Origin of the sequence: Paenibacillus intestini (assembly GCF_030803945.1) — a bacterium.
Lineage (GTDB): Bacteria > Bacillota > Bacilli > Paenibacillales > Paenibacillaceae > Paenibacillus > Paenibacillus polysaccharolyticus.
Genome location: NZ_JAURUN010000004.1, coordinates 162923 through 184750, shown reverse-complemented (window position 1 = coordinate 184750; position 21828 = coordinate 162923). Strand labels below are relative to the sequence as shown.

17 protein-coding genes are annotated in these 21828 nt (G+C 47.2%); 6 read left to right on the top strand and 11 right to left on the bottom strand.

Features of this window, described 5'->3' with window-relative positions; genetic code table 11:
- Nucleotides 1-51: 51 nt before the first annotated feature.
- The 3 genes from J2T16_RS14115 (at nucleotide 52) to J2T16_RS14105 (ending at nucleotide 3274) form a co-directional block, all read left to right on the top strand.
- Nucleotides 52-1332 (top strand): ABC transporter substrate-binding protein, encoded by a 1281-nt coding sequence (locus J2T16_RS14115; RefSeq protein WP_154891989.1) that lies wholly within the window; start codon nucleotides 52-54, stop codon nucleotides 1330-1332.
- A gap of 233 nt (nucleotides 1333-1565) precedes the next feature.
- On the top strand, nucleotides 1566-2450 hold the full coding sequence (locus J2T16_RS14110; RefSeq protein WP_090922752.1) for a carbohydrate ABC transporter permease: 885 nt from the start codon (nucleotides 1566-1568) through the stop codon (nucleotides 2448-2450).
- Nucleotides 2447-3274 carry a carbohydrate ABC transporter permease gene (locus J2T16_RS14105; RefSeq protein WP_090922754.1) on the top strand — a complete coding sequence of 276 codons (828 nt, stop codon included), beginning with the start codon at nucleotides 2447-2449 and terminating at the stop codon, nucleotides 3272-3274. Before J2T16_RS14110 ends, J2T16_RS14105 begins: the two co-directional genes overlap by 4 nt.
- Before the next feature lie 234 nt (nucleotides 3275-3508).
- On the opposite strand, the gene J2T16_RS14100 is transcribed toward J2T16_RS14105, so the two are convergent.
- Nucleotides 3509-5026, bottom strand: a complete 1518-nt coding sequence (locus J2T16_RS14100; RefSeq protein ID WP_499018537.1) for an aminotransferase-like domain-containing protein — start codon at nucleotides 5024-5026, stop codon at nucleotides 3509-3511.
- A gap of 156 nt (nucleotides 5027-5182) precedes the next feature.
- Between J2T16_RS14100 and J2T16_RS14095 the strand changes: the two genes are divergently transcribed.
- Nucleotides 5183-5791, top strand: coding sequence for a LysE/ArgO family amino acid transporter (locus J2T16_RS14095; protein WP_499018536.1), 609 nt, complete (start codon nucleotides 5183-5185; stop codon nucleotides 5789-5791).
- Nucleotides 5792-5951: 160 nt separating this feature from the next.
- Here the strand turns inward: J2T16_RS14095 and J2T16_RS14090 are convergent, their stop codons facing one another.
- The 3 genes from J2T16_RS14090 to J2T16_RS14080 form a co-directional block, all read right to left on the bottom strand.
- Entirely contained in the window at nucleotides 5952-6788 is an 837-nt protein-coding gene (locus J2T16_RS14090; protein ID WP_221791655.1) for a methyl-accepting chemotaxis protein, read from the bottom strand.
- A 330-nt stretch (nucleotides 6789-7118) separates the two neighbouring features.
- Nucleotides 7119-8120, bottom strand: coding sequence for a GTP 3',8-cyclase MoaA (moaA, locus tag J2T16_RS14085; RefSeq protein WP_154891985.1), 1002 nt, complete (start codon nucleotides 8118-8120; stop codon nucleotides 7119-7121).
- 134 nt (nucleotides 8121-8254) lie between these two features.
- On the bottom strand, nucleotides 8255-10465 hold the full coding sequence (locus tag J2T16_RS14080) for a methyl-accepting chemotaxis protein (RefSeq protein WP_499018535.1): 2211 nt from the start codon (nucleotides 10463-10465) through the stop codon (nucleotides 8255-8257).
- Between the two features lie 612 nt (nucleotides 10466-11077).
- Here J2T16_RS14080 and J2T16_RS14075 point away from each other — a divergent pair.
- On the top strand, nucleotides 11078-11335 hold the full coding sequence (locus J2T16_RS14075; RefSeq protein WP_499018534.1) for a hypothetical protein: 258 nt from the start codon (nucleotides 11078-11080) through the stop codon (nucleotides 11333-11335).
- 524 nt (nucleotides 11336-11859) lie between these two features.
- Here J2T16_RS14075 and J2T16_RS14070 read toward each other — a convergent pair.
- The 7 genes from J2T16_RS14070 to J2T16_RS14040 form a co-directional block, all read right to left on the bottom strand.
- Nucleotides 11860-15189 carry an efflux RND transporter permease subunit gene (locus tag J2T16_RS14070; protein WP_336121743.1) on the bottom strand — a complete coding sequence of 1110 codons (3330 nt, stop codon included), beginning with the start codon at nucleotides 15187-15189 and terminating at the stop codon, nucleotides 11860-11862.
- 33 nt (nucleotides 15190-15222) lie between these two features.
- A complete protein-coding gene (locus tag J2T16_RS14065; RefSeq protein ID WP_434349211.1) occupies nucleotides 15223-16152 on the bottom strand; it encodes a TetR/AcrR family transcriptional regulator in 930 nt (309 codons plus the stop codon).
- A 985-nt stretch (nucleotides 16153-17137) separates the two neighbouring features.
- Complete coding sequence (locus tag J2T16_RS14060; protein ID WP_260511197.1) at nucleotides 17138-17269, bottom strand: hypothetical protein; 132 nt, start codon at nucleotides 17267-17269, stop codon at nucleotides 17138-17140.
- 292 nt (nucleotides 17270-17561) lie between these two features.
- Entirely contained in the window at nucleotides 17562-17876 is a 315-nt protein-coding gene (locus J2T16_RS14055) for a DMT family transporter (protein ID WP_090922789.1), read from the bottom strand.
- The gene (locus tag J2T16_RS14050; RefSeq protein WP_090922791.1) at nucleotides 17876-18232 is read right to left on the bottom strand and encodes a DMT family transporter; all 357 of its coding nucleotides are present in this window, start codon (nucleotides 18230-18232) and stop codon (nucleotides 17876-17878) included. The genes J2T16_RS14055 and J2T16_RS14050 overlap by 1 nt, the downstream gene beginning before the upstream one ends.
- 5 nt (nucleotides 18233-18237) lie before the next feature.
- Nucleotides 18238-18852 (bottom strand): TetR/AcrR family transcriptional regulator, encoded by a 615-nt coding sequence (locus J2T16_RS14045; RefSeq protein WP_221791665.1) that lies wholly within the window; start codon nucleotides 18850-18852, stop codon nucleotides 18238-18240.
- A gap of 289 nt (nucleotides 18853-19141) precedes the next feature.
- Nucleotides 19142-20638, bottom strand: coding sequence for a phospholipase D family protein (locus tag J2T16_RS14040; protein WP_499018533.1), 1497 nt, complete (start codon nucleotides 20636-20638; stop codon nucleotides 19142-19144).
- Nucleotides 20639-20854: 216 nt separating this feature from the next.
- Between J2T16_RS14040 and J2T16_RS14035 the strand changes: the two genes are divergently transcribed.
- Complete coding sequence (locus J2T16_RS14035) at nucleotides 20855-21781, top strand: MerR family transcriptional regulator (protein WP_499018532.1); 927 nt, start codon at nucleotides 20855-20857, stop codon at nucleotides 21779-21781.
- Nucleotides 21782-21828: the final 47 nt, after the last annotated feature.

Sequence of the window (21828 nt, the reverse complement as noted above, 5' to 3'; positions counted from 1 at the left end):
ATATAATAAGCCTATGAAAGACAAACCAGTCACACCGGGAGGTCATAAGAGATGAAAGTATGGAAAAGCGTTGTAAGTGCGGCACTGGTCAGCGTTCTGCTCGCAGGCTGCGGCTCGAATGCAGGCACGGATAATGAACAGAACGAAGTCAAAGCTGGCAGCACCGTAAACCTCAAAGTATTCGTTGCTCAACCAAGGCTGAAAGAACATTACGATAAATATATAGAACAGTTCAAAGCCAAGGAAAAAGCAGACAAAAACATTGAAGTGAATGTGCAACTGGAGATGCCGCCAGCAGATAATGCACCTCAGATTTTGAAAACAAGACTTGCTTCCAATGACGCACCAGACGTATTTGCTCTGCATGCGGTGAATGAGATTCCACCTTTCAGCAAAGCCGGATATCTGGAGGACTTGTCCGACCAACCTTTTGTAGATAAATTATTGGATTCGGTTAAACCTTCGGTAACGGATGCAAGCGGCAAAGTGGTTGCGGTTCCACTGGAAACCTTGTCATGGGGTTATCTGTACAACAAAGATATCTTCAAGGAACAAGGGCTGGAGGTTCCAACAACGTTGACAGAAATGAAAGCGGTTGTAGAGAAGCTGAAAGCAGCTGGCATTACACCGTTTGAGCTGTCTTACAAAGAAGCTTGGGTTCCGCAATTATTCCTGCCACTCACTGTAGGGGCGCTGACACAAACGGAGCACAAAGACTTTGTGGAAAAAATGAACAAGGACGAAGCTTCCTTCTCCGATATGAAAGCACTGTTTGATGTGTTTGATCTCGTCAATGCGAACGGAACGGATAAAGCGCTTGAAGTTGGAGCCGATGACGGCGCTGCCGCTTATGCTACAGGCAAAGCGGCGATGTGGATTCAAGGACCTTGGTACGCAGAAACGATTCTGAAGTCCAACCCTGACGTTAATTTTGGTGTAGCTCCAATGCCGCTGAACGATAATCCGGATGATACGAAAATCAACCTGAGCACATCCACTTCACTAGCTGTATCGTCATCAAGTAAAAACAAAGAAGTGGCACTCGACTTTGTAAACTACATTCTGGATGATAAAGATTCCAGTGCATTCTATGAAGCGCTCAAGTTTAATCCGGTTGCCAAAGTGCATACGTTCAAGAGCTTCCCGTGGGTAGACGACGCCCTGAAATATGTTAATGAAGGCAAAGCTTATCAAGATCCAAAGATTCCACAAGCCGTGAAGGATGAGTCTGGTAAAGCTCTTCAAGGGTACTACTCCGGACAGTTGAATCAACAGCAGGTGATCGATGCGCTCGACAAAGCGTGGAAATCCTACAATAAAGTCAATAAATAAGAGCGGGATGCTTAACAAGTAAGCGCCTGAACGATCAACAAGGTTGAGTTGTAAGAAAGCAGTACCTGCGTTTGTTGACAAAATCTCGTTTGGTTCCGTATTAAGCTCGGGGTTTTGTCAACAAATTAGCGGTACTTTATTTCGTAACAGTCTCGAAGCAGATGAAACGGCTGGCTGAACGATCTTCGTTCCCCCGTTAACCTTCATCCGCTGTGCAAAAAGGGGGAGAAGTTATGGCTACGAATGTGTTCAAAAAGTATCTTTCATTGCTCGCGTTCACAGCGCCGGCCTTTGTAATCTATGCGATATTCCTGCTGTACCCGACGTTTAGCGGGATGTTCTACAGCTTGACGGATTGGAACGGGTTAAACCGTGACTACAGCTTTATCGGGCTGGGGAACTTTGTGGAATTGTTCAAGGAAGATCCTGACTTCCTCAACTCGCTGTGGTTTACGATGAAATATGTTATTTTTATGCTGATTTTGCAAAATGTCATTGCATTGCTGCTCGCCGTGTTCATTGAGTCGCGTACACGCAGCAAAGGGTTATTCCGCACATTGTTCTTCATGCCCAATATGATCAGTACAATCATCAGTGCATTCATGTGGACGTTCATCTTTTCCCAGGTGTTGCCGCAGCTGGCTGAGAAATTGGCCGTTTCTTTTCTCGACCAACAATGGCTCGGTGATCCGAAGTTCTCCTTCTACTCGATTCTAATCGTATCGCTTTGGAACGGTGTGGGCTATATGATGATCATCTACCTGGCTGCATTGCAGGGTGTACCGAAAAGCCTCAAGGAAGCCGCGGTTATTGACGGTGCAAATGCATTTCAAGTGTTACGTAACGTCGTACTGCCGATGATTACACACGCTATTACAATCTGTTTCTTCCTGACACTGAACGGTGCATTCAAAGTGTTCGAGGTGGTCTATGGATTGACAGGCGGCGGCCCGGGTCGGGCTACACAGGTCATCACCATGAATATCTATGAAGAAGCTTTTTCGAACAACTTCAGATACGGTTATGCCAGTGCCAAATCGGTTGTATTGTTTGCTATCGTTCTTATCTTTACACTCATCCAGATCACCGTCATGAAGAGAAAAGAGGTGGAAGCATGAGAATGCAGCGACTGAATAACTACCTGATTCGGCTGTTACTGATTCTCGGCTCTCTGGTAGCCATGCTACCGATCTACATGGCTGTGGTGAACTCATTCAAAACACAGGGTGAAATGTTCCAATCCTTTATTGCTCTGCCGACCACATTACATTGGGAGAACTACACGGATGCGTTTAACAAAATCAATCTGCTCGGCAGCTCGCTGAACTCCGCGATTGTGTCAATTCTGGGTATCGGAGGCATCGTCTTCTGTGCTTCGCTTGCAGGATACAAGCTGTCACGGACTTCCGGCAGGCTTAGCAATCTGATCTTCTTCATGTTTGTCGCTTCCATGCTGGTGCCGTTCCATTCCATCATGATCCCGCTGACGCGTGTCGCGAAGGGGATGGGGGTGCAGGGAAGCACTTACGGACTGGCTCTGATCTATATCGGACTTGGTGTAAACATGGCGATCTTCCTCTATCACGGGTTTGTGAAGTCCATTCCGCGTGAACTCGAAGAATCGGCTCAGATCGATGGATGTAACGAGTTCCAGACGTTTTTTCAGATTATTTTCCCGCTGCTGCTTCCGATCACGGTGACGATTGCAATTCTGGACTTCCTGTGGATATGGAATGACTTCCTGTTACCGCTATTGATGTTGACGGATGTAAACCGGTACACACTTATCCTGTCCACGAACATGCTGTTTGGTGAGTATAACAAGGAATGGCCGTTAATTCTCTCTTCTCTGGTTTTGACTGCAATTCCGGTTATCCTGATCTATGCATTCTTCCAAAAGTTCATTATGGAGGGTATTGCGGAGGGAGCGGTCAAAGGATAATAGGTATAGGAGCTTGTTCCTGTTCCTGCGATTCCACTCTACACACTTAAGTGTGTAAAAGCTCATGCTTATAGCCTTGAACTGCGGATATACTCCGTTAGTTCAAGGCTATTCTCATTTATGGAAAGAGAGGGACACCAAGGTGAGCATCCCAAATAAGCGCAAGTTGAGTATCAGCAGTACAATAGGGGGCAACGACGTATTTTACAATATTGCAATGTAAAGAGATGTTGCTCACACGCTGGGCTTCATTAGCCTGTGTGCTTCTTGTGCAAGGACAATCAGTCCGCGCTCCATCTCATCTTGCGAAGCATAGGCATAAGAGAGCCGGATATGACTCGCATCCAGCCGATCATACAGATAACCTGGGTGGATTAGAACATCGGCTTCCAGACAGGCAGAGAACAGCTTACGGATAGACAAGGGTTCCGCTGTGAAGCGTAGCCAGATATAGAACCCGCCTTCTGGCGTTGCCCATTCTGCAATGTCATGAAAATAGCGATGCAGTAGCTCCAGCATGAAGTCTCTGCGTCTTCGGAGCTCCGGACGTAGCCGCTCCATATGAGTTGTGTGATGGCCATCTGTAAACCATAATGCGGCGGCTTCCTGTGCGAGTGAACTGGTACCGTAATCCGTCTGCATTTTGATATCGGCCAGCCTTCGAATGACGGGCACAGGACCGACAAGCCAGCCAAGACGAAGACCTGGACTGACCGCTTTGGAGAGAGTGCCCATATGCAGCACCCGACCTTCCTGATCCATTGCCTTAAGTGGAAGAGGAGGAGGGGGATCCAGCCAAAGTTCCTGATAAGCGGCATCCTCCAAGATCGAAATGCCGGAGTTGCGGGCGAGGGACATCAATTCATCCCGGCGACGGCAGCTCATCACGCTGCCTGTAGGATTATGGAAGCTCGGTATGGTGTACAGTAGCGGGAAGGACTCGCTGTTATTCTCGTCGTTTCCTGAGTGCAACGTTCGTATCGCATGTTCTAAATGTCCCAGATGTAATCCCTCTTCCTCCATGGCAATTCCGTTTAGCTTTAGCCCTGCCGATTGGAAGGCATGGATGGAATAGAGATAGGACGGCTTCTCTAACAAGACAGTAGATCCACGAGGCAGCAGTCCCACAGAGATTAGATGCAGTGCTTGTAGAGATCCCGATACGATCAGAATCGAATCAGGTGAGGCCTGAATGCCATTAGACTGCAAATGTATGGACAACGCCTCACGAAGCGCCAGGCTGCCTTGAGGTTCGATGTAATTCAGCATACGTGTTTGGCTGGACAGGGTCTGGAGGATTTTATTAAACGCTTCGTTAGGCATCAGCTCTGGCGCGAGCTCACCTGTACCCAGCCGAATAATGCCGGGTCTGAACTCTGCCTGATTAATCTGCTGAATCTCGGGCAAATTCGGATAGTACCAGCCTTCCTGTGCAGCTTCGCTCCAGTTGGGTAAGGCGGCATGGGCCATACTGTGCCAACCGGAACCGGAGACGTAGGTACCGCCTCCGTGTCGGCCTTCAATCATCCCTGCCGCAGTCAGGTTATCCAGAGCGGTGACCAGCGTACTGCGGTTTACACCCATGGATGTTGCCAGTGTTCGCTGAGAAGGCAGACGAGTCCCAGCCGACCACTCGCCTGTTGTGATTTTTTGCCGGATATAGGCTTCAATCTGACGATACATAGGCAAATCAAGCGCAGGGTTAGGCTGCCAAATTTGTCTAGAAGATGTATTGGAATATTGACGTCCCATCAGGTAATTTCACCTCCTGTAGTTATAAAGAAAGAGTCCGTTATCGTGTTTGTATCGTCCACTATACCATTTGGTTGGGCTCCATGCCATCCAAGTGGTTGGTTACGTCTTCCCTAATTTCATTTACGCTGAAGAAAGAGATAAGGGGGATGGACAATGGACGTTTTTATTCATGCAGTGGTGCTGGCATTTGGCTTGATCTTACCGCTGGGTGTTCAGAATGTATTTATTTTCAATCAAGGGTTAACGCAGAAGAAATACTTGCATGCACTGCCGGCTATAATTACAGCAGGGATTAGTGATACGCTGCTGATTGGAGCCGCTGTAGGGGGCATGTCTCTCATTTTGATTCAATGGCCTATACTCACCCATGTTTTATATGCGGCTGGAAGCCTGTTCTTGCTCTACATGGCCTGGGGGTTATGGAAATCATCGGCTTCCTCAGATAAAGCCCCGACAGCGATGTCGGCAGGTCGGCAGATTGCTTTTGCCGCTTCGGTGTCTATTCTCAATCCGCATGCTTTACTGGATACCGTGGCTGTCATTGGTACAAGTTCCATTAAGTATGCAGGGTTGGAGCGTATGTATTTTACGGTCACAACAATGGCTGTATCCTGGATTTGGTTTCTGGGGCTTGCCGCTGCAGGCAGCATAGTTGGCAATCATGATCGCACAGGGCATCTACGAATTGTGCTGAACCGCATATCCGCTTTGATTATGGTTGGAATCGCGCTGATGATGTGCTGGAGGCTTTTTAACTCCTAAATCAGGTGTTCAAAGCACATGAGCAAGGTGAATCAATGAAAACTAGGGAATCGTAAAGGCTGGATGGGTGTAAGAAGGGGGCAGCCGTGCACCTGCTAGCTAACACTTCGTAGCAAAAAAGCTCCCCGTCACAGAGTCACGGGAAGCTTGATGTATCCGTTTATTCTGCTTTTAGCAGCATCGATTCAATAAACACTTTAAGATCTTGGCTTGTTGCGTTCAGATGGTCAATAATCTCACTGAACTCCGTTACAAGTTCAGACTGTGCATTGCTGGACTGTGTTATGGAGGTAATTTCCTGTTCCATCTGCTGAATGGAGGACTGCACATCCTTGAGGGAACGTTCAATGTTCACCGTCGCCTCCTTGGTTCCGGTGGACAGTTTACGCACTTCGGTGGCAACTACGCCGAACCCCGCACCTGCCGCGCCCGCGCGTGCGGCTTCGATGGCTGCATTCAGGCCAAGCAAATTCGTTTGTTCCGATACTTCACGAATAAATACGGCAACTTTGTTGACCTCACCGGAGTTCTTCACAGCAAGGCGTGTATTGTCCAAAATTTGCGTAGACGAAGCAGTTAGCTGTTCGGACTGTGCAGCAACCGTCTGCACCATCTCTGATAACCTGCCGCTGATGCCTGTAATCAGGTCGGTAAAGTGCTCCAGCTTTTCTTCGTTCTGAAGTGAAAAACCTATAGCAAGCGTTCCTGCAATCTTTCCTTCATCATCATAAAGAGGAGTGGCGGATGAAATAATGGGTGTGCCGTAAAATTTGGCGTCAATGCGATTGGCTGAGGTCTCCCCATGCACAAGTGCCCGGCGCAGTGTAGGGTCTTCAAGAGAGATCGGATCTCCGGCTCTGATGCCAAGATCAAGCTCGTTGCCGGGAACGTAATACCAGAACTTCTCGGTATCGGTAACGGCAATCATAATATCGTGTTCTTTCAGCATAATTTTAAAATAAGGACTTGCTGCAGTGAGTGCTTCTACGATGTTCAATAAGTTCAGCTCCTGTAGGTATGTGTGTATATCATCTGGGTGTATATTATACATCGTCAGATCGATTAGCATAATTTAGGCCTAAAAAGGGCATAACGTCTATTACATTTTTTTGAAGCGTTTGAATCAGAGCATGTTATGTTTTTAATACGATATTTACATATGTGCAAAAAAAACAGACGGGAACATGATGTTCTCGTCTGTTTTGATCATACATAATACAGCACTTATTATGACGTTCTCAACTGACGGAATGTTCGATAAACGATGTGTCTTCCGTTAGGTGATTGAAGCATTTCTTACGTGTCGTAGGGGCTGTACGGCTTCGTTCTATCCACCGATCTGCGACATGCGTCGTACCGTCGGGGTGTGGGATTGCATTTTTTTCTCCAGTGCCAGCGCCATTTCATGATTTTTCGGTTTGGTACCGAGTGCTTTCAGGAAAAGTGCAGCCATCGCATCGGGATCATCTACATAGCGGCGAACATTGTATTCATCTGACCAGTATAGACAAGCCTTGATATGTCCATCCGCTGTAAGGCGCAGCCGATTACAGTTATCACAGAAGTGGTCACTGACCGGATGAATAAGACCAAATGTGCCTTGGGAGCCTGTAATTTTCATATTACGTGATGGACCGTTCCCGGCAGGGCCCTCGGTATTCTCAACCGTCCAGCCAGCCTCGGCGCATACATCCGTCACGGCCTCCAGCGGCAAATACGATTGACGCCAGGAATCGGAAGCCTGCCCGATTGGCATGTATTCAATGAATCGCACATGTAGCGGCTGATCCATCGTCATAGCGATAAAATCCTTGATCTCATCATCATTAATGCCTTTCATGAGCACGACATTCAGCTTGATCGGTGCCAGGCCCACCGCAGTAGCTGCCTCGATACCCTTCAGCACCTTATTGACATCTCCACCGCGTGTGATCATAGAGAAGCGGTCAGCATGCAGGGAGTCCAGGCTAATATTAATGCGGTTCAGCCCAGCATCCTTCAAAGCCTTCGCCTGTTTGTCCAGCAACAAGGCATTCGTGGTCAGTGCAATGTCCTCGATGCCATCAATGGCAGAGATCATGCCCACAAGTTTATGCAAATCCTTACGTACCAGGGGTTCTCCCCCCGTGAGCCGAACCTTGCGCATGCCCATCGGGGCGAGCACTTTTAGCACTTCCGTAATTTCTTCATAACTCATTATCTCATCATGCGGAGCAAACTCCATGCCTTCCGCGGGCATACAGTAGACACAGCGCAGATTGCAGCGGTCCGTAACGGAAATACGGATGTAGTCATGTATACGGCCAAATGAATCCTGAAGCAGTTCCATGCAGACCACCCTTTCAACGGTTCAGATTGGAAACCTTCTATAGTAAATGATACGACAATTGTAAAAGCAACAGTTGCATCAAATTTTAGCTATTTCTCCAATCCGCGTCAATGATGACGTCCCATGATAGCAATTTAAGCAGGCTGATTTAATTGAAATTGGCCAACGACTTGTTGCAGGAACAGGGTAATGGCCTCCACATCATGGGAGGATTGCTGAACCTTCAACATATCCCGAATCAACGCCATCATCTCGGCTTCCACCTCGGCGGAGGTCACCCGATTTTGGTGGCTGATGGCAGCGATATTTTCCATCAAAAATACGACCTGATCGACGACTTGGGTACGCTCGGCTTCTTCGGAGCTGGCTTTTTGGAGAAGCTCTGACGCTGCTTGAACCAGCGTTGTTCCTTCGGCGAGCACCTGGTCTCCTTCGGTGATTTGCTTGGAAGCTGCGCTTGCAGCCGTCGAGATCCGATCCAAAATCTGATGAATGTCCTCTGTAGAGGAGCGGGACACATCGGCCAGCTTACGAATCTCTTCAGCGACAACCGAGAACCCGCGTCCATGCTCTCCGACGCGAGCGGCTTCGATTGTCGCATTTAATGCGAGCAGATTGGTCTGTGCGGATATTTCTTCAATGACCGCCAAGGCGCGGTAGATGTCTTTCATTGTGCCGAGGAAGGAGAGGATCGTCTGGTTAGTATCCGACACGGCACTGGAGATTTGAATCATTTTATCACCGATGCGATCTACTTCCTGTCTCGCTACACCAATCTGTTCATTGGCGGATGTCTCCAACTGCTTTAGGGTTAAACGCATATGATCAGCGGCCAGCTTGGCTTGATCCAGATCTTGTAATTGTGTACGGGTAGCTTGAATCATTGAACCAAGCTTGAGGTTGACGCGGTCAGTAGTCACTTGAGTGGTCTCTGTAGATGCACGCATCAGATGCTGATTATCCATCACGTCCACCGTAGCCCGCTGGACTTTGAGCATAATGCTCTCCAGAGAATCAATCATATTATTAATCCATTTAGCCAGTTCACCTGATTCATCTTGAGCAAAAGCGTTTGTGTCCAGACGCTGGGTAAGATCACCTTTACCCTCCGCGTTCACCCGAATGAATTGACTGAGACTCCGCAAGTCCCCATGGACGCGGTTGTATTGTTTGCGATGAAGCTGGAATGCACCCAAGAATCCCAAGATGACATGAAAGCCGGCGATTGCAGCAGCGTTCCATCCGCTGCCTGTCAGCACAAAAATCAAGGCGGCAGCAAGAAGGGCCGAGAGCATAATATAGAAGCTATGCTGTTTGAATTGTCGCCATCCGATACTGCGTATGCGGTACACTTCTTCCAGATCACCTTCGCACATCATGCCCCAGCGATCCGGGCAGTGAGGGAGATGAAAGGTGATACCTTTACCGATGACGGGAATATGGCGGTAATCCGAATAACCGGGATAGGACACAAACAGATTGGAGCCATTTTGAATCGTTTTCGATACGCCCGGATGTAATTGGCCGGTAGAGGGATCGGTGAACATCAGCTCAAGCTCTGTATGCTCTTGGACAGACACGATGCCCCAATCGGTTGTTACACCGTCTTTCAGGTTTTCTCCATGTGTGAATGTTCGATCCTCGAAGCGGCTCCGAGATAGAGCAGTACCTGGCTGTAGCTCAGGTCGCAACACAGACTCGGCCATAAACAGATAGTTATCACCTGAGTCCGGATAGATGTGTCCCGATTCACGCTGAATGAGATCACCAAGCACGTCGCCAGGAATACGGCTGCATAAAGCACCTGCGTACCTACCTTGTTGCACGATAGGGACAATGAACATCAGGGTAATCGCGTCATGAAATGTGGACGAGCGTGGTCCGATTTCCAGCGTAAGCGGATCAGAATACGGACCATACAGACATTTCTGACCGTGTATAGTTGCTTGTCCATAGCTCAATCCGGGACCAAAGGATATATTCTCGTGAGGGGTATAACGCTGACCTATATGTTTCTGATATGTAGAAAATACAACTTGATGCTGCTCGTTAAGTATGAACAATTCCGTACTATCCTGGGTGCGTGCATAGCTCGCCTTAAACCAGGTATCCAGCTTTTCTGCCTGTGCTGATCCGTGCTCCACCTCCTGGAAGTTAACCGATCCGATCTGCTGAAGCAATCGATCCAGATGACTCCACTGATCACTCGCCCAATCTATCAATAACTGTCTTCTTGTCTCCGCGATCCCTTCAAAAATGTGCTCCACATCTTCCTTCCGGTGTGCATTCAACCGATAAGACCACCACAGCGGTAACCCTTTTTTCCATCCCAGCCAATCAAACATGATGACCACCCCAAATTTAAATTTTGGATTTAAAAAGATTTGAACAGCCCTCAAACATGTTGTTTTTCATGATTTTGTGGTAATTCAAGCTATCGTTGGTACAACTGTATCCCACCATGGCTTTATTACAATCTCTGTCTATATCCAACGTTATACATGAAATCTCATAGCATTACGAGTGGATATGTCATATTTTCCGAATATTTCATCAATTAATACAAATGAATATACGCTGTTTGCAGAAGAGGGCGTGGAGAGGAAATTTTATTTGTGGCAACTGCATGTTATTTCATGTCACAACAAATGTGCAAGAGATATAAAACAGATATGCAAAAAAAATGCTGAGAATCAATCTCATTTTACAATGTGTCACATGTACAAGCCCATACTCCACACAGTTTGTATAATGTAATTTTCGGCCAAATCGATATAGTAGTATCTAACAAGTCAACCCGTTACGTTTGTGTAGGTTAACCTTCCACCATTCAGCCTTGACGTTTGCTCCAACCATCCCATCCTTCCAAAGGAGAATGCCTATGAACTCTCCCTCTGTTGTATCTCTTCATCCATCCACAAGAGTTACCTCTGAACAACAGCTTATCGATGTGGATCATGTTTCTGTCATCTTTGGTAGCGGTCCATGCACTTGATCCACCTCTTCTATTAATGGATGAGCCGTTCTCTGCGCTGGATGAATTCACCAAAGAAAAATTGCAGATGGAGCTACTTGAGATTAAACGTTCCACCGGAAAAACCTTCCTCTTTGTTACCCATAGCATCCCCATAGCATCCCCAAAGCAGTCTTTTTTTCGGACCGCATCATCGTACTCTCTGCCCATCCGGGCCAAGTGCATTCGGTCCATTCCGTGAACCTTCCAGCCGAGCGAGAGAGCCAGTTGAGGGAAACCGAACCTTTCTATCAGATGATAACGACAATTTATCCAGCGTACGTAGCACTCCAATGCACGATGACTGGCAAGGTACTCGGCCTTGCGAGACACAGGACGTTTCAGCATGTCTCTAACTCGGATGTGAAGCGTAGTCTCCCCCACACCATCACCGCCCTTTCCCATGACTTATCTGTAGATTTGATACAAAAGATGCTGGATTCAGGTTGCATACTTGCTGGATTTTTAAGGGGAAGTATGTGTATTTAGATCGGATGAGATTAAACCTGACGTTCATTTAGTCTGGATAACAAAAATAATCGATCTTTTTGTCACACATCTTAAATGGCATCAGATTGGTAGCAGATACATGTTCGACTTTTTACCATCGACACGATAAAAAATGCCCTTGATCAGGCACGGGAATCACTACAGATTCCAGTACCCGTCAAGGGCAAATTTTTGCTCGCGATCACATCTGAATCGTGGGAATAACGATAGACTGAATTAATCGACGATTTTTTTCTTTTTGAATTTCATCAGGAACTCATACACGATTGGCACGATGACCAGCGTAAGCAGTGTAGAACTGATCAGACCACCGATTACGGTAATTCCGAGTCCTTTCGAGATGATACCTGCACTTTCTTCGAGACCTGTTACCAGTGGCAGCAGGGCACCAATCGTTGCGAGAGCGGTCATCAGGATTGGACGCAGACGTGTAGCTCCGGCTTCCAGCAGCGCTTCACGCGTCGTGAGTCCTTCGTTTTCCTTATGAATAACACGGTCGATCAAAACAATGGCGTTGGTAACAACGATACCGATCAGCATCAGTGCACCCATCATAGCGGATACATCGAGTGTACCGCCTGCGATAAACAAACCAACCATGATACCAATCACGGTGAATGGCAGAGAGAACAGAATCGCGAATGGTGCAAGTCCGCCGCCAAATGTCACCACGAGCACGAAGTATACAATCGCAATGGCTGCCAGCATTGCCAGACCAAGCTGCGTAAAGGTGTCATTAATCTGTTCGGTTGTACCGCCAAACTTCACTTCAACGCCATCCGGCAAGTCCAGCTTGTCGATGTTGGCTTTCAGGTTTTGCGAAGCTTTGGTCACATCGGATGCCAGAATGTTCGCTGTCACCTGTACAACCACTTTGCCATCAATACGCATGATGGAGTTCGGTGAAGTGCCTTCTTCCACTTTGGCTACATCCTTGATTGGAATCTGGATGCCCAGCGGTGAAGTGACCTTTTCATTTTCAATATCCTTGATGCTGTTGAACGTTTTGTTGTCCGTTTCTACATAGACTTTGTACGTTTTGTTGTCGATATCCACTTCCGTAAGTACCGGACGTTCACGTACAGGGCTCAGTGCCATTGCCAGTTGACCCGCCGTAAGGCCGAGTTTGCTGAGCTTCTCCTGATCGGCAACGAGGGTGTACTGACCGTAGGTGTCGGAGATGGTGGTATCTGCTTTTTCAAAAGAGTCCTTTTCCGCTTGAACCAGTTTCAGGACTTCTTCAGCTACAGGTTTCAATTGCTCCACACTATCCCCGTAGATGGACAGGCTTAAGTTGCTTCCGCCAAATCCGCCGGACATGTCGAGTTCACTCCATGTGCCTTTGGTCACTTCTTTTTGCAAACCTTCAACCAGTTGTTTCTTCACATCGGTAAAATCTTTGGTGTCTTTATTGTATTGAATGTAGAAGAGTGCAGAGTTACCGCCGCCTCCACCCATGCTAGCGAGCGGGTTACCACCGCCGATGGAATATTGCATTTTCTCCATACCTGGCTGTTTCAGTAACCATTTCTCAGCAACGAGGGCTTCTTTTTCTACATCTTCACGAAGTGAGCCCGTTTCCGGACTATAGGTGATCGTGGCGAATTTATCCTTTTGCTCTGGCAGGAAACTTGTGCCAATGAATGGGTATAGGAACAAGCTGCCGACCAATAGTAGAACCGCAATAAGAACGGTAATGATTTTGTGAGAGAGCGTCCAGTTCAACAGGCGTTTGTAGCTTTCAGCCAGTTTACCTGGTTTTTCTTCATGGTTTTGTTTGTTCTTGATCCCTTTACGGAACAAGCTGTGTGCCAGCATCGGTACAATCGTGATTGCAACCAGTAGGGATGCGAGCAGGGCGAATACCATCGTCAAGGCAAATGGCATGAACAACTCTCCGACCATACCGCTAACGAGTGCGAGCGGCAAGAAGACTGCAATCGTAACAATGGTTGAGGAGAGGATCGGGATAAACATCTCGCGAGTCGCCTCACGAACCAGATCCCGGCCTTTCAGCATCTCGTTTTTGAGCGTCAGTCTGCGGTAGATGTTCTCGATAACAACGATGGAGTCATCGACAACCCGGCCGATCGCAACCGTCATTGCTCCGAGTGTCATCATGTTCAAGGTAATGTCCATCAGATTGAGCGCCGTCAATGCCATGAGCAAGGAGAGCGGAATCGAGATAATGGAGATAATCGTTGAACGGATGTTACGCAGGAAGAGCAGGATAATCAGAATCGCGAACAAGGCACCAAATATAGCTTTGCCCAGCATCGTGTTGACGGAATCCTGGATAGGTTGACCTTGGTCAAGCAAGATCGTCAATTCGGCATTTTTGAATTGCTTCTGCAATTCTTCTGCTTTATTTTTGACGGCCTTAACCACGTCCACCGTATTGGCATCGTTGGATTTCACCACGGAAATACCGATGGACTCCTTGCCGTTGGTACGGGAAATGGACTCGGCTTGACCGATGACCTCAATCTTGGCAATGTCGCTTAGCTTCACGGTAGGGATTCCTGCTGCGTTTGCCGCACCTGCGGCACCCGATGGATTTGCTGTAGCAATATTGCCGCTACCAGCTTGACCAGCTGCAGGATTGGACCCTTGCGCAGCACCAGATGCACCTTGTCCAGCTTGAGCCGATGAATCCGCAGTTTGACCACTAGCTTGACCGGCTTGAGCACCGCTGCCTTGGGAAGTCCCTGTCGCAGCAGAACCTTGTCCAGCAGCCGCTCCAGCACCCTGACCCGCAGAAACACCAGCGCCTTGGTTTGCACCAGCCCCAGCTCCGCTAGGTACGACTGGGATCGCCAGATCTTTCAGATCATCGAGTCCGATGATGTTGCCGTCTACAACTACGGCTTTCTGGGATTTATCCAGTTCGAAGAGGCCGAGGGGAACACGAATGGATGAACCTTTAACGATGCCGTTCACCGTATCTTCGCTTAGACCGAGTTCAGCCATTTTGGCTTGATCAAACGTCAATTGCACTTCTTTAACGTACTGACCGGACACTTGAACCTGAGCTACACCATCAATATCTTCTAGTGCGGGTTTGATGTCCGATTCTACAAGTCGTGTCAGTTCTTCCAAATCCCCGCCGTCCTTGTCGGACAAACTGAGGGATACAACCGGGAACGAGTTAATGCTGAATTTGGAGATGGTTGGTTTCTGCACACTGTCCGGCAATTGCACCTCGTTCAGTGCTTCACGAACCGTAGCTGTTGCGTTCGTCAAATCCGTTCCATAGTCGAATTCCAGCGTGATGGATGCCGCATTCTCCATAGAAGTGGAGGTGACGGTCTTCACACCCTCGAGGTTGCGTAGCTTCTGTTCCAGCGGCTTCGTGACATCTTCTACAATACCTTCGGGAGCTGCACCCGGATCAATCGCCGTGACATTCAGAAACGGTACATTGATGTTCGGAATAGTCTCCTGCTTCATCGTCATTCCGCTGTACAAGCCTGCGAATGAGATGATGATGGTCAGAATCCAGATTGCAAACTTGTTGTTCAGTGAAAAGTTAATAATCCCTTTCATACGTTGGTTTCTTCTCCTCTCTGTTTCTCCTGTTTATGTGTGTGACGAGTCAGCCTGGATAAACCGGTTATACATGGTATCCATAATGTGCTGAAGCTCGGAGTGCATCGGTTCAAGGATAGTTATCCCTTCCAGGTTACGCATCATGCCGAGAATGATGGCACGCCTTGGCGTAAATTCCATGATCTCTTGTCTTAGTATGGCTATGGTCTCAAGCACATCATTTTTTGACTGACCGGCGGGCAGGTCGCTTGATGCGATATCTTGCATCTGTTTCAGAATATGGACGGGATGCCGCAACATGGTTGTATCTAGTTGGGGTTCAGCAATCCAGGCAGGCCACTGATCCAGCGGAATCAGAGGTTCAGGCCGATGCTGGAGGCAGCCCTGTGCTGCATAATCCATCATTTGCAAAAGATGCGTAGCCATCTTATTGACCGTAAGAGAAGGCATTTCGGTAAACCAGATTTTGACGTACGACAGGAATAGTCCATGTGTCAGAAGGATAAGATCAATCGTATAAGGCTCGATCTCGGAGCCGTATAGATCCTCCAGTTTGTTTTTGAACCAATGCAATGTACGTATCTCAATATCTCTTTGCTGAGGAGTGCAGTGCTCCTTGCGCTGTTGTTCATCATCCATCATCATGCTGCGTAGTTGGACGCGTAAAAATTCCTTCAATTCCGCAACATGCGTTAGCAGCACCTCAATCTGTTTATGTAGCCGTTCTCTGGAGGTCAGGCTGCTCTCGTGTTCAATCTGGGACATCTCGTCCATAAGAATGTATACACAGTACTCCAGCGTACTGGCTTCCAGTTCCTCTTTGGATTTGAACATGAGATATAAGCTGCCTTTGGACATCCCGCATAATTCGGCAATCTCCTGCATGGAGGTTGCTGCGCTACCCTTAGCGGAAAACAGCTTGAGCGCTGTGGTGATGACCAGTTTTCTTTTTTCATTCATCCCATGGATCGGGTTCATTAAGGGTATGTTCACCTCACTGGGAACTCTTGAGTTCTTGAATTGACTTTGTGGTCAAACTAAGTATAAACGATGTGAATGAGGGATTACAAATGTGCACGGTGTAGGGGTGTAAAAGAGCCGAAAAGTGGACTGAGAAAAGAATCGAGAGAAGAACCCTGAAAGAACTCTGAATGAATCGAGAGAAGAACTGAGAGAGTACAGTACGCAAGCCGTAAAGCTGTACGTTGTACTTTTTGGAGAGGGAATGGAAGAATGTATAAAGGACGCATCGAAAACACATCAACACATCAAGAACGCATAACTCCCGCTTTAAGAACGCTTCAAAACACCTCAACACCTCAACAACACTCTTAAGAACGACTCGAGAACATATCGAAAATTTATTCTAACGATCACAGCGGAGCTTATTTGAGCAATATTCATCCTTTTGAAATTCTAACGATCACCAGAAACCTTATTTTGTTGAAAACACAAGCTAGACGTCCCTTTTCGCATCAAAATCCTGAAATAAGCTCTCCTGAGATCGTTAGAAATCTAAAACCTGTAATTTGGCCCAAATAGCGTTACTGGTGATCGTTAAAAATAAAATGCACGAACCACGCTACTTCGGAAAGGAAAAGAGAGAAGAAGAGAGAAACAGCGAATGAATATCGAAAATGAGGGAATTAAGCCAAGCAAAACAAAGCAAAACAAGGCAAAACAAGAAAGAGTAAGTAAAGTAAAGTAAAGTAAAGAAGTGAGGGAGGCGAGAAGTAGAGAACGAAATAGGGGCAAAAGCGAAGGAAAGCGCAAATAGAAAGTAAACCAACATAAATCGATATAAACTAAAATAAATCAGAACAAATTAAAGAAGATATAATACAGTTCAATAAAAGAAATTAAAATAAAAAAGGAATAAATGAAAATCCAAGTAAAGCATTGCGAGTCTAAGAAAAAAGAGCAAGTGAAGTAAAGAGAAAGCAGACTATACCCCTCCCATAAAATCGTATACAGCGATCATGATGATTACTCCCAAGAAAAAGAGATAGAAGAGTGCCAGTGCGATCAAGAACGAATAACCGGTATATGCTCCGATACGTACCAACCATTTTTTCATAAAATGCACTCCCCTTCTTTCCAATGAGCTTAATGACAAGGTCATCTCTTAGATTACATTATATCCCAAATCACCTGTTGTGTTTAAAAAATTTCACCTGAAATTTGTACTTACACAAGCCTACCTACACAAACCTATGTATACGAACGCACTCCACAATCGTATCTCCACAAACGCACCTCGACAAACGTACTTAAACAATCGTACCTACAAAAAAAGACGACTCCCTGAGTGAAGTCGTCTTTCTGCCTGAAGTTGATAATATCCATTATATTGCACGATATTCATTACATTACGTAATGATTTTCAATCCTACCGCTGCTACCAAAATCATTGCAATGAACAGTAGCCGCTTCGCTTCTTTACGTTCACCAAACAGAAGCATACCCGTCACCGTACTTCCCACTGTGCCAATTCCTGTCCACACCGCATAGGCTGTGCCCATAGGGATAGATGTCATCGCGTAAGATAACAGCGAGAAGCTGAATACGAATGATACCAGCATCAGGACAATGTAAGGCCAACCCTTACGCGTAGAAGCTCCGTTGATGCCGATGACTCCGAAAATTTCACAAATTCCTGCACCTACAATCGCAAGCCAAGCCATTAGACGGCACCTCCTTTAACCTGTGGTTCCTGCTTCTCTTGCTGATCCGTGACGAGTTTCAGCCCAATGACACCGCAGAGCAGCAGTCCAATCAGTAGCATTTTAGCCAAACGGAACGGTTCACCAAACAGTAGCATTTCGGTCAATACCGTACCGGCTGTACCGATCCCCGTAAACACGGCGTAGACCGTACCCACAGGCAGTCGTTTAGCCGCAGCAATGATCAGGCCGAAACTAATGACAATGGCGAGTCCCGTCAATGCCCATTCCCAAGCATTCGAAGCATGTTTTAGTCCGCTAACCCACACAATTTCAATAATGCCTCCTACAAAAACGTATAACCAGTTGCGGTTCATGATGTTCAATCTCCTTCTGGCACGATAAGGCGTGCCTGTTCATTCAAGCTGTGTATACCATTCCAAAAGACAGGCCAGGAAGCATCCAGCCGTCTCTTGTACCGACGTGAGCTTCCATAGATAATTTCAACAGTAATGCCATCGAGAAAGGTCATAAAAGCAATGGCGGCCTGCTCGGCAGGAATAGGCGGAACATCCCCCTCGCGAATCGCTCGTTGCAACAGCCGTGACAATGCACGCTCCATACCGTCCAGAAATGGATATACCAGATCCATCACCTGGCTATACAGATCGGGCGGCGGATAATAACAGTTGCGTAGCATCAATCTGGCAGAGGCATGATTCTGATACTCCTGCTCAAACCACGTCAACAACCCCCGCAGCCGTTGTTCCAGTGGCAGGTGGGCGTGGTCACGGAAATATTCCAAGGTATGTCGCCGTACTTCATCGAATGCATGGTCCAGCGTGTGCATAAACAAGTCCTCTTTACAGCTAAAATGCGCGTATATAGAGGGTTTCTTAATCCCCACTTCATCAGCTATCGCTCTCAAGGAAGCCCCTTCATAGCCGTCTCTGGCAAAATGAAACAGGGCCGCGTCCCGGATGGAATAAGCAGTCATCACATTCACCTTCCTAACGGTCGTTAGGTAACATCTTTTCACACATTACATCCTCTGTCAAGCCAGGATAGAAAACAGAAAATACACCCGCCGCACATGAAGAGTGCAGACGGATGTATTTAGTTAAATGGGTGTATGGATTAAGTTGTGATCCGGAGTCTCTGTGTAGACTGAACGAATCATTTACAAAAAACGAAGAGGCCACCTGCAAGACAACCTAAAAGGTTCCTGAAAAAGAGAGTATCAGAAGCAAAGGCTTCGCTTTTATCACCGAATATACATACGTCAATCAGAAGGTAGTAAACCCAAGAATGAGCTGCAGTTTATACAAAATGCCTTTCAGGAAGGTGGTCTTCTCCTGGAACTCTTCCAGATTCAGAGTGAATTCGGCATCCTCATTTGTCCAAATGCGCTTGAAATAATTCGCAACGTCTAACGTAAACTTGTTGTCTGCCGGAGCTGCAATCCACACATTGTTCTCCAAATTGTAGTCATTCAGATTCCGGGGAGTGAAGTTGGTTGAGCCACCGAGCACGATATGATCTCCAGCAGCTTTGGCAATATACATCATTTTGGTATGGTACTGCTCCTTGGTCGTGTTATACCAGCGAATCTGGATTTTGCCATTCGATTTACCATGTAATTCTGCTGCTACAGGACGATTAGGAATGCCGATCTTCTCCTGACCAAAGGCGTTTTCGTTAGGGTCAAGTACAAGCCGGATATCGGTTCCTCGCTCCGAGGCATCCAGTAAAGCCTCCAATACTTTTGGTGAAGCGATGTAGAACATCCCCATCCAAATGGTATCCCCTTTTCCCACCTGGCTCAGCTCATCGAGCAAGGCATCATTGACTTTGCCTTCGGTCACATAACGAAGGCGAATAGGCCGATCATTTTCATCGGCTTCCTCGGAAGACGGAGTGTGGGAGATTTCGTCATAGACAGGAAGCTGGCCCCCGCCCGATATATCTACAACAGCTTGCTCCGATTGAATGATATCTCCAATGATCGGGCCGGTAACCTCAAAGCCAATGTTGGAGTGATAAGCGCTAGGGTCATGAATGTTACCTGATGATACAATAGCTGTTTTTTCGCTGAGAACAACCTTGCGGTGATTGGCCTTTACATTAAGCAATTTCAGATATGAACGCAATGTAACATCCGGGCCATCTGTTGCCATCAGGTTAGGAATCCAGCCTTTACCGGACTGACCAAACCACTGGAAGAACGTACGCCAGACTGCGGAATATACCGGTGTAGAATCACGTAGTGGATCAACATTAGTGATGACGACATGAATATCGGCCTGTTTCATCTGTTCCAGTAGCGGATTGGGGGCCGAGTTATAGTTGGTGTTCACTTCATCGGTAATGAACCAGATGTCCATATCGGGATGTTGCATTTTCTTGGCAAGGAGTGCATCAGTAAACTCCTGGCTGACAGGCGGAAAGTTCTGTCCCTTGTGTTGATAATTGTTGAACAGAAACATATCCACCAGGACAAATTGCTCGGCATCCTCAACCACCTGTTTCATCCGCTGAAAAATCTGCTGTTCATGCTGCATCTGTCCGTCGGCAGAAGGGTACGTGAGGTCATGAAGGAACTCGACATTCTTCACCCGATATTCTTGACTTTCATAAGAGATGCCTGGTGGTAGCGGTTTATAGGTCTGATAGAGCATAACAGCAATAAACCATAGGATAAGTAGTGCAATTGCTGTGCGTATGTATGGGAATTTGCCGCGGGAAGATTTGCGGTCAGAGGTGTTGCGGCGCAATGGGAACAATGTTGGACTCCCCCTTTCTGTACTTGCTGACGTTTATTACCACAGGTGTAGCGATGTTGACGCAGGAGGCAGAATTCGGATGTTGTATGAGAATCATGAGATTTTTACAGGTGAATCATGCAATTTGGATTGGATGAATCGACAGCTGTAGGGTCGTTGTGTATAATGAACGTATTATTTTTGTAGAACGTTTATGGAGAGAAAGTAGGTAATCACGTGTATTCCATCAAACAAGTCGCTGCCATGCTGGGCATTCAGGCGGTCACGCTCCGGGCTTGGGAAAATCGTTATGATGCGGTTACCCCTGAGCGGACAGAGTCGGGTTATCGCATGTACACGGAAGAGAATGTAGCGGATCTGCGCTGGCTAAAGGAGCAGATTGATCAGCATCAGGCCAATATCTCCGAGGCTGTACGCATGTTGAAGATCAGGAAAGCTAAAAGGCCTGATTCTTCTTCACCTGTGCCGATGGTGCCCCCAGTACCCGTGATGGAAGAAGCTCATGCACAGATGGCCGATCAGATCTATGATTCCCTCTATCATTTTCAGGGCGAGCGTGCCAACGGTTTGATTGATTTTGGTTTCACGATGTACGGATATGACAGCATGTTTTACCATGTACTCGTACCGATCCTGGTTCGGGTTGGAGACGCATGGGAAGCAGGACGTGCAACGGTAGCGCAGGAACATTTCATGACGCAGTTGATCTCCCAGCGGTTTTATCAGTTTTTCCATCTGTTCCCGATCTATCCGCATCTGCCCAAAGTTCTTGCTCTCTGTCCGGAAGGGGAACATCATCAGGTTGGTTTATTGTTGTTCTCTTTATTTATGCGCAAAAATGGAGCGGAAGTCCTGTATCTCGGGGCCAATACGCCGGAAGAAGGGGTATTTCCGATTCTCCGCGAGCAGAAAATCAAACTGGTCTGTCTTTCGATTACGAGCCCCGGACTTGTGGAACCTTGTGATCAGCTGATTGACCGAATTCGGGACGAGTTCCCTCATATCCGTTTTGTGCTGGGCGGCAAAGGGTTTGAACGTGCGAAGCACGCTCGTCACCCGGAATGGATTATGCCTGAAGATTCGGCAGACTGGCAGTCCTGGATTGAACGGGAGTATTTTACGGATCGGCCACCAGGTGCCTAACAAGTGATAGGATAACAATTGAACATAAGGCGAATGTTGATGGAATA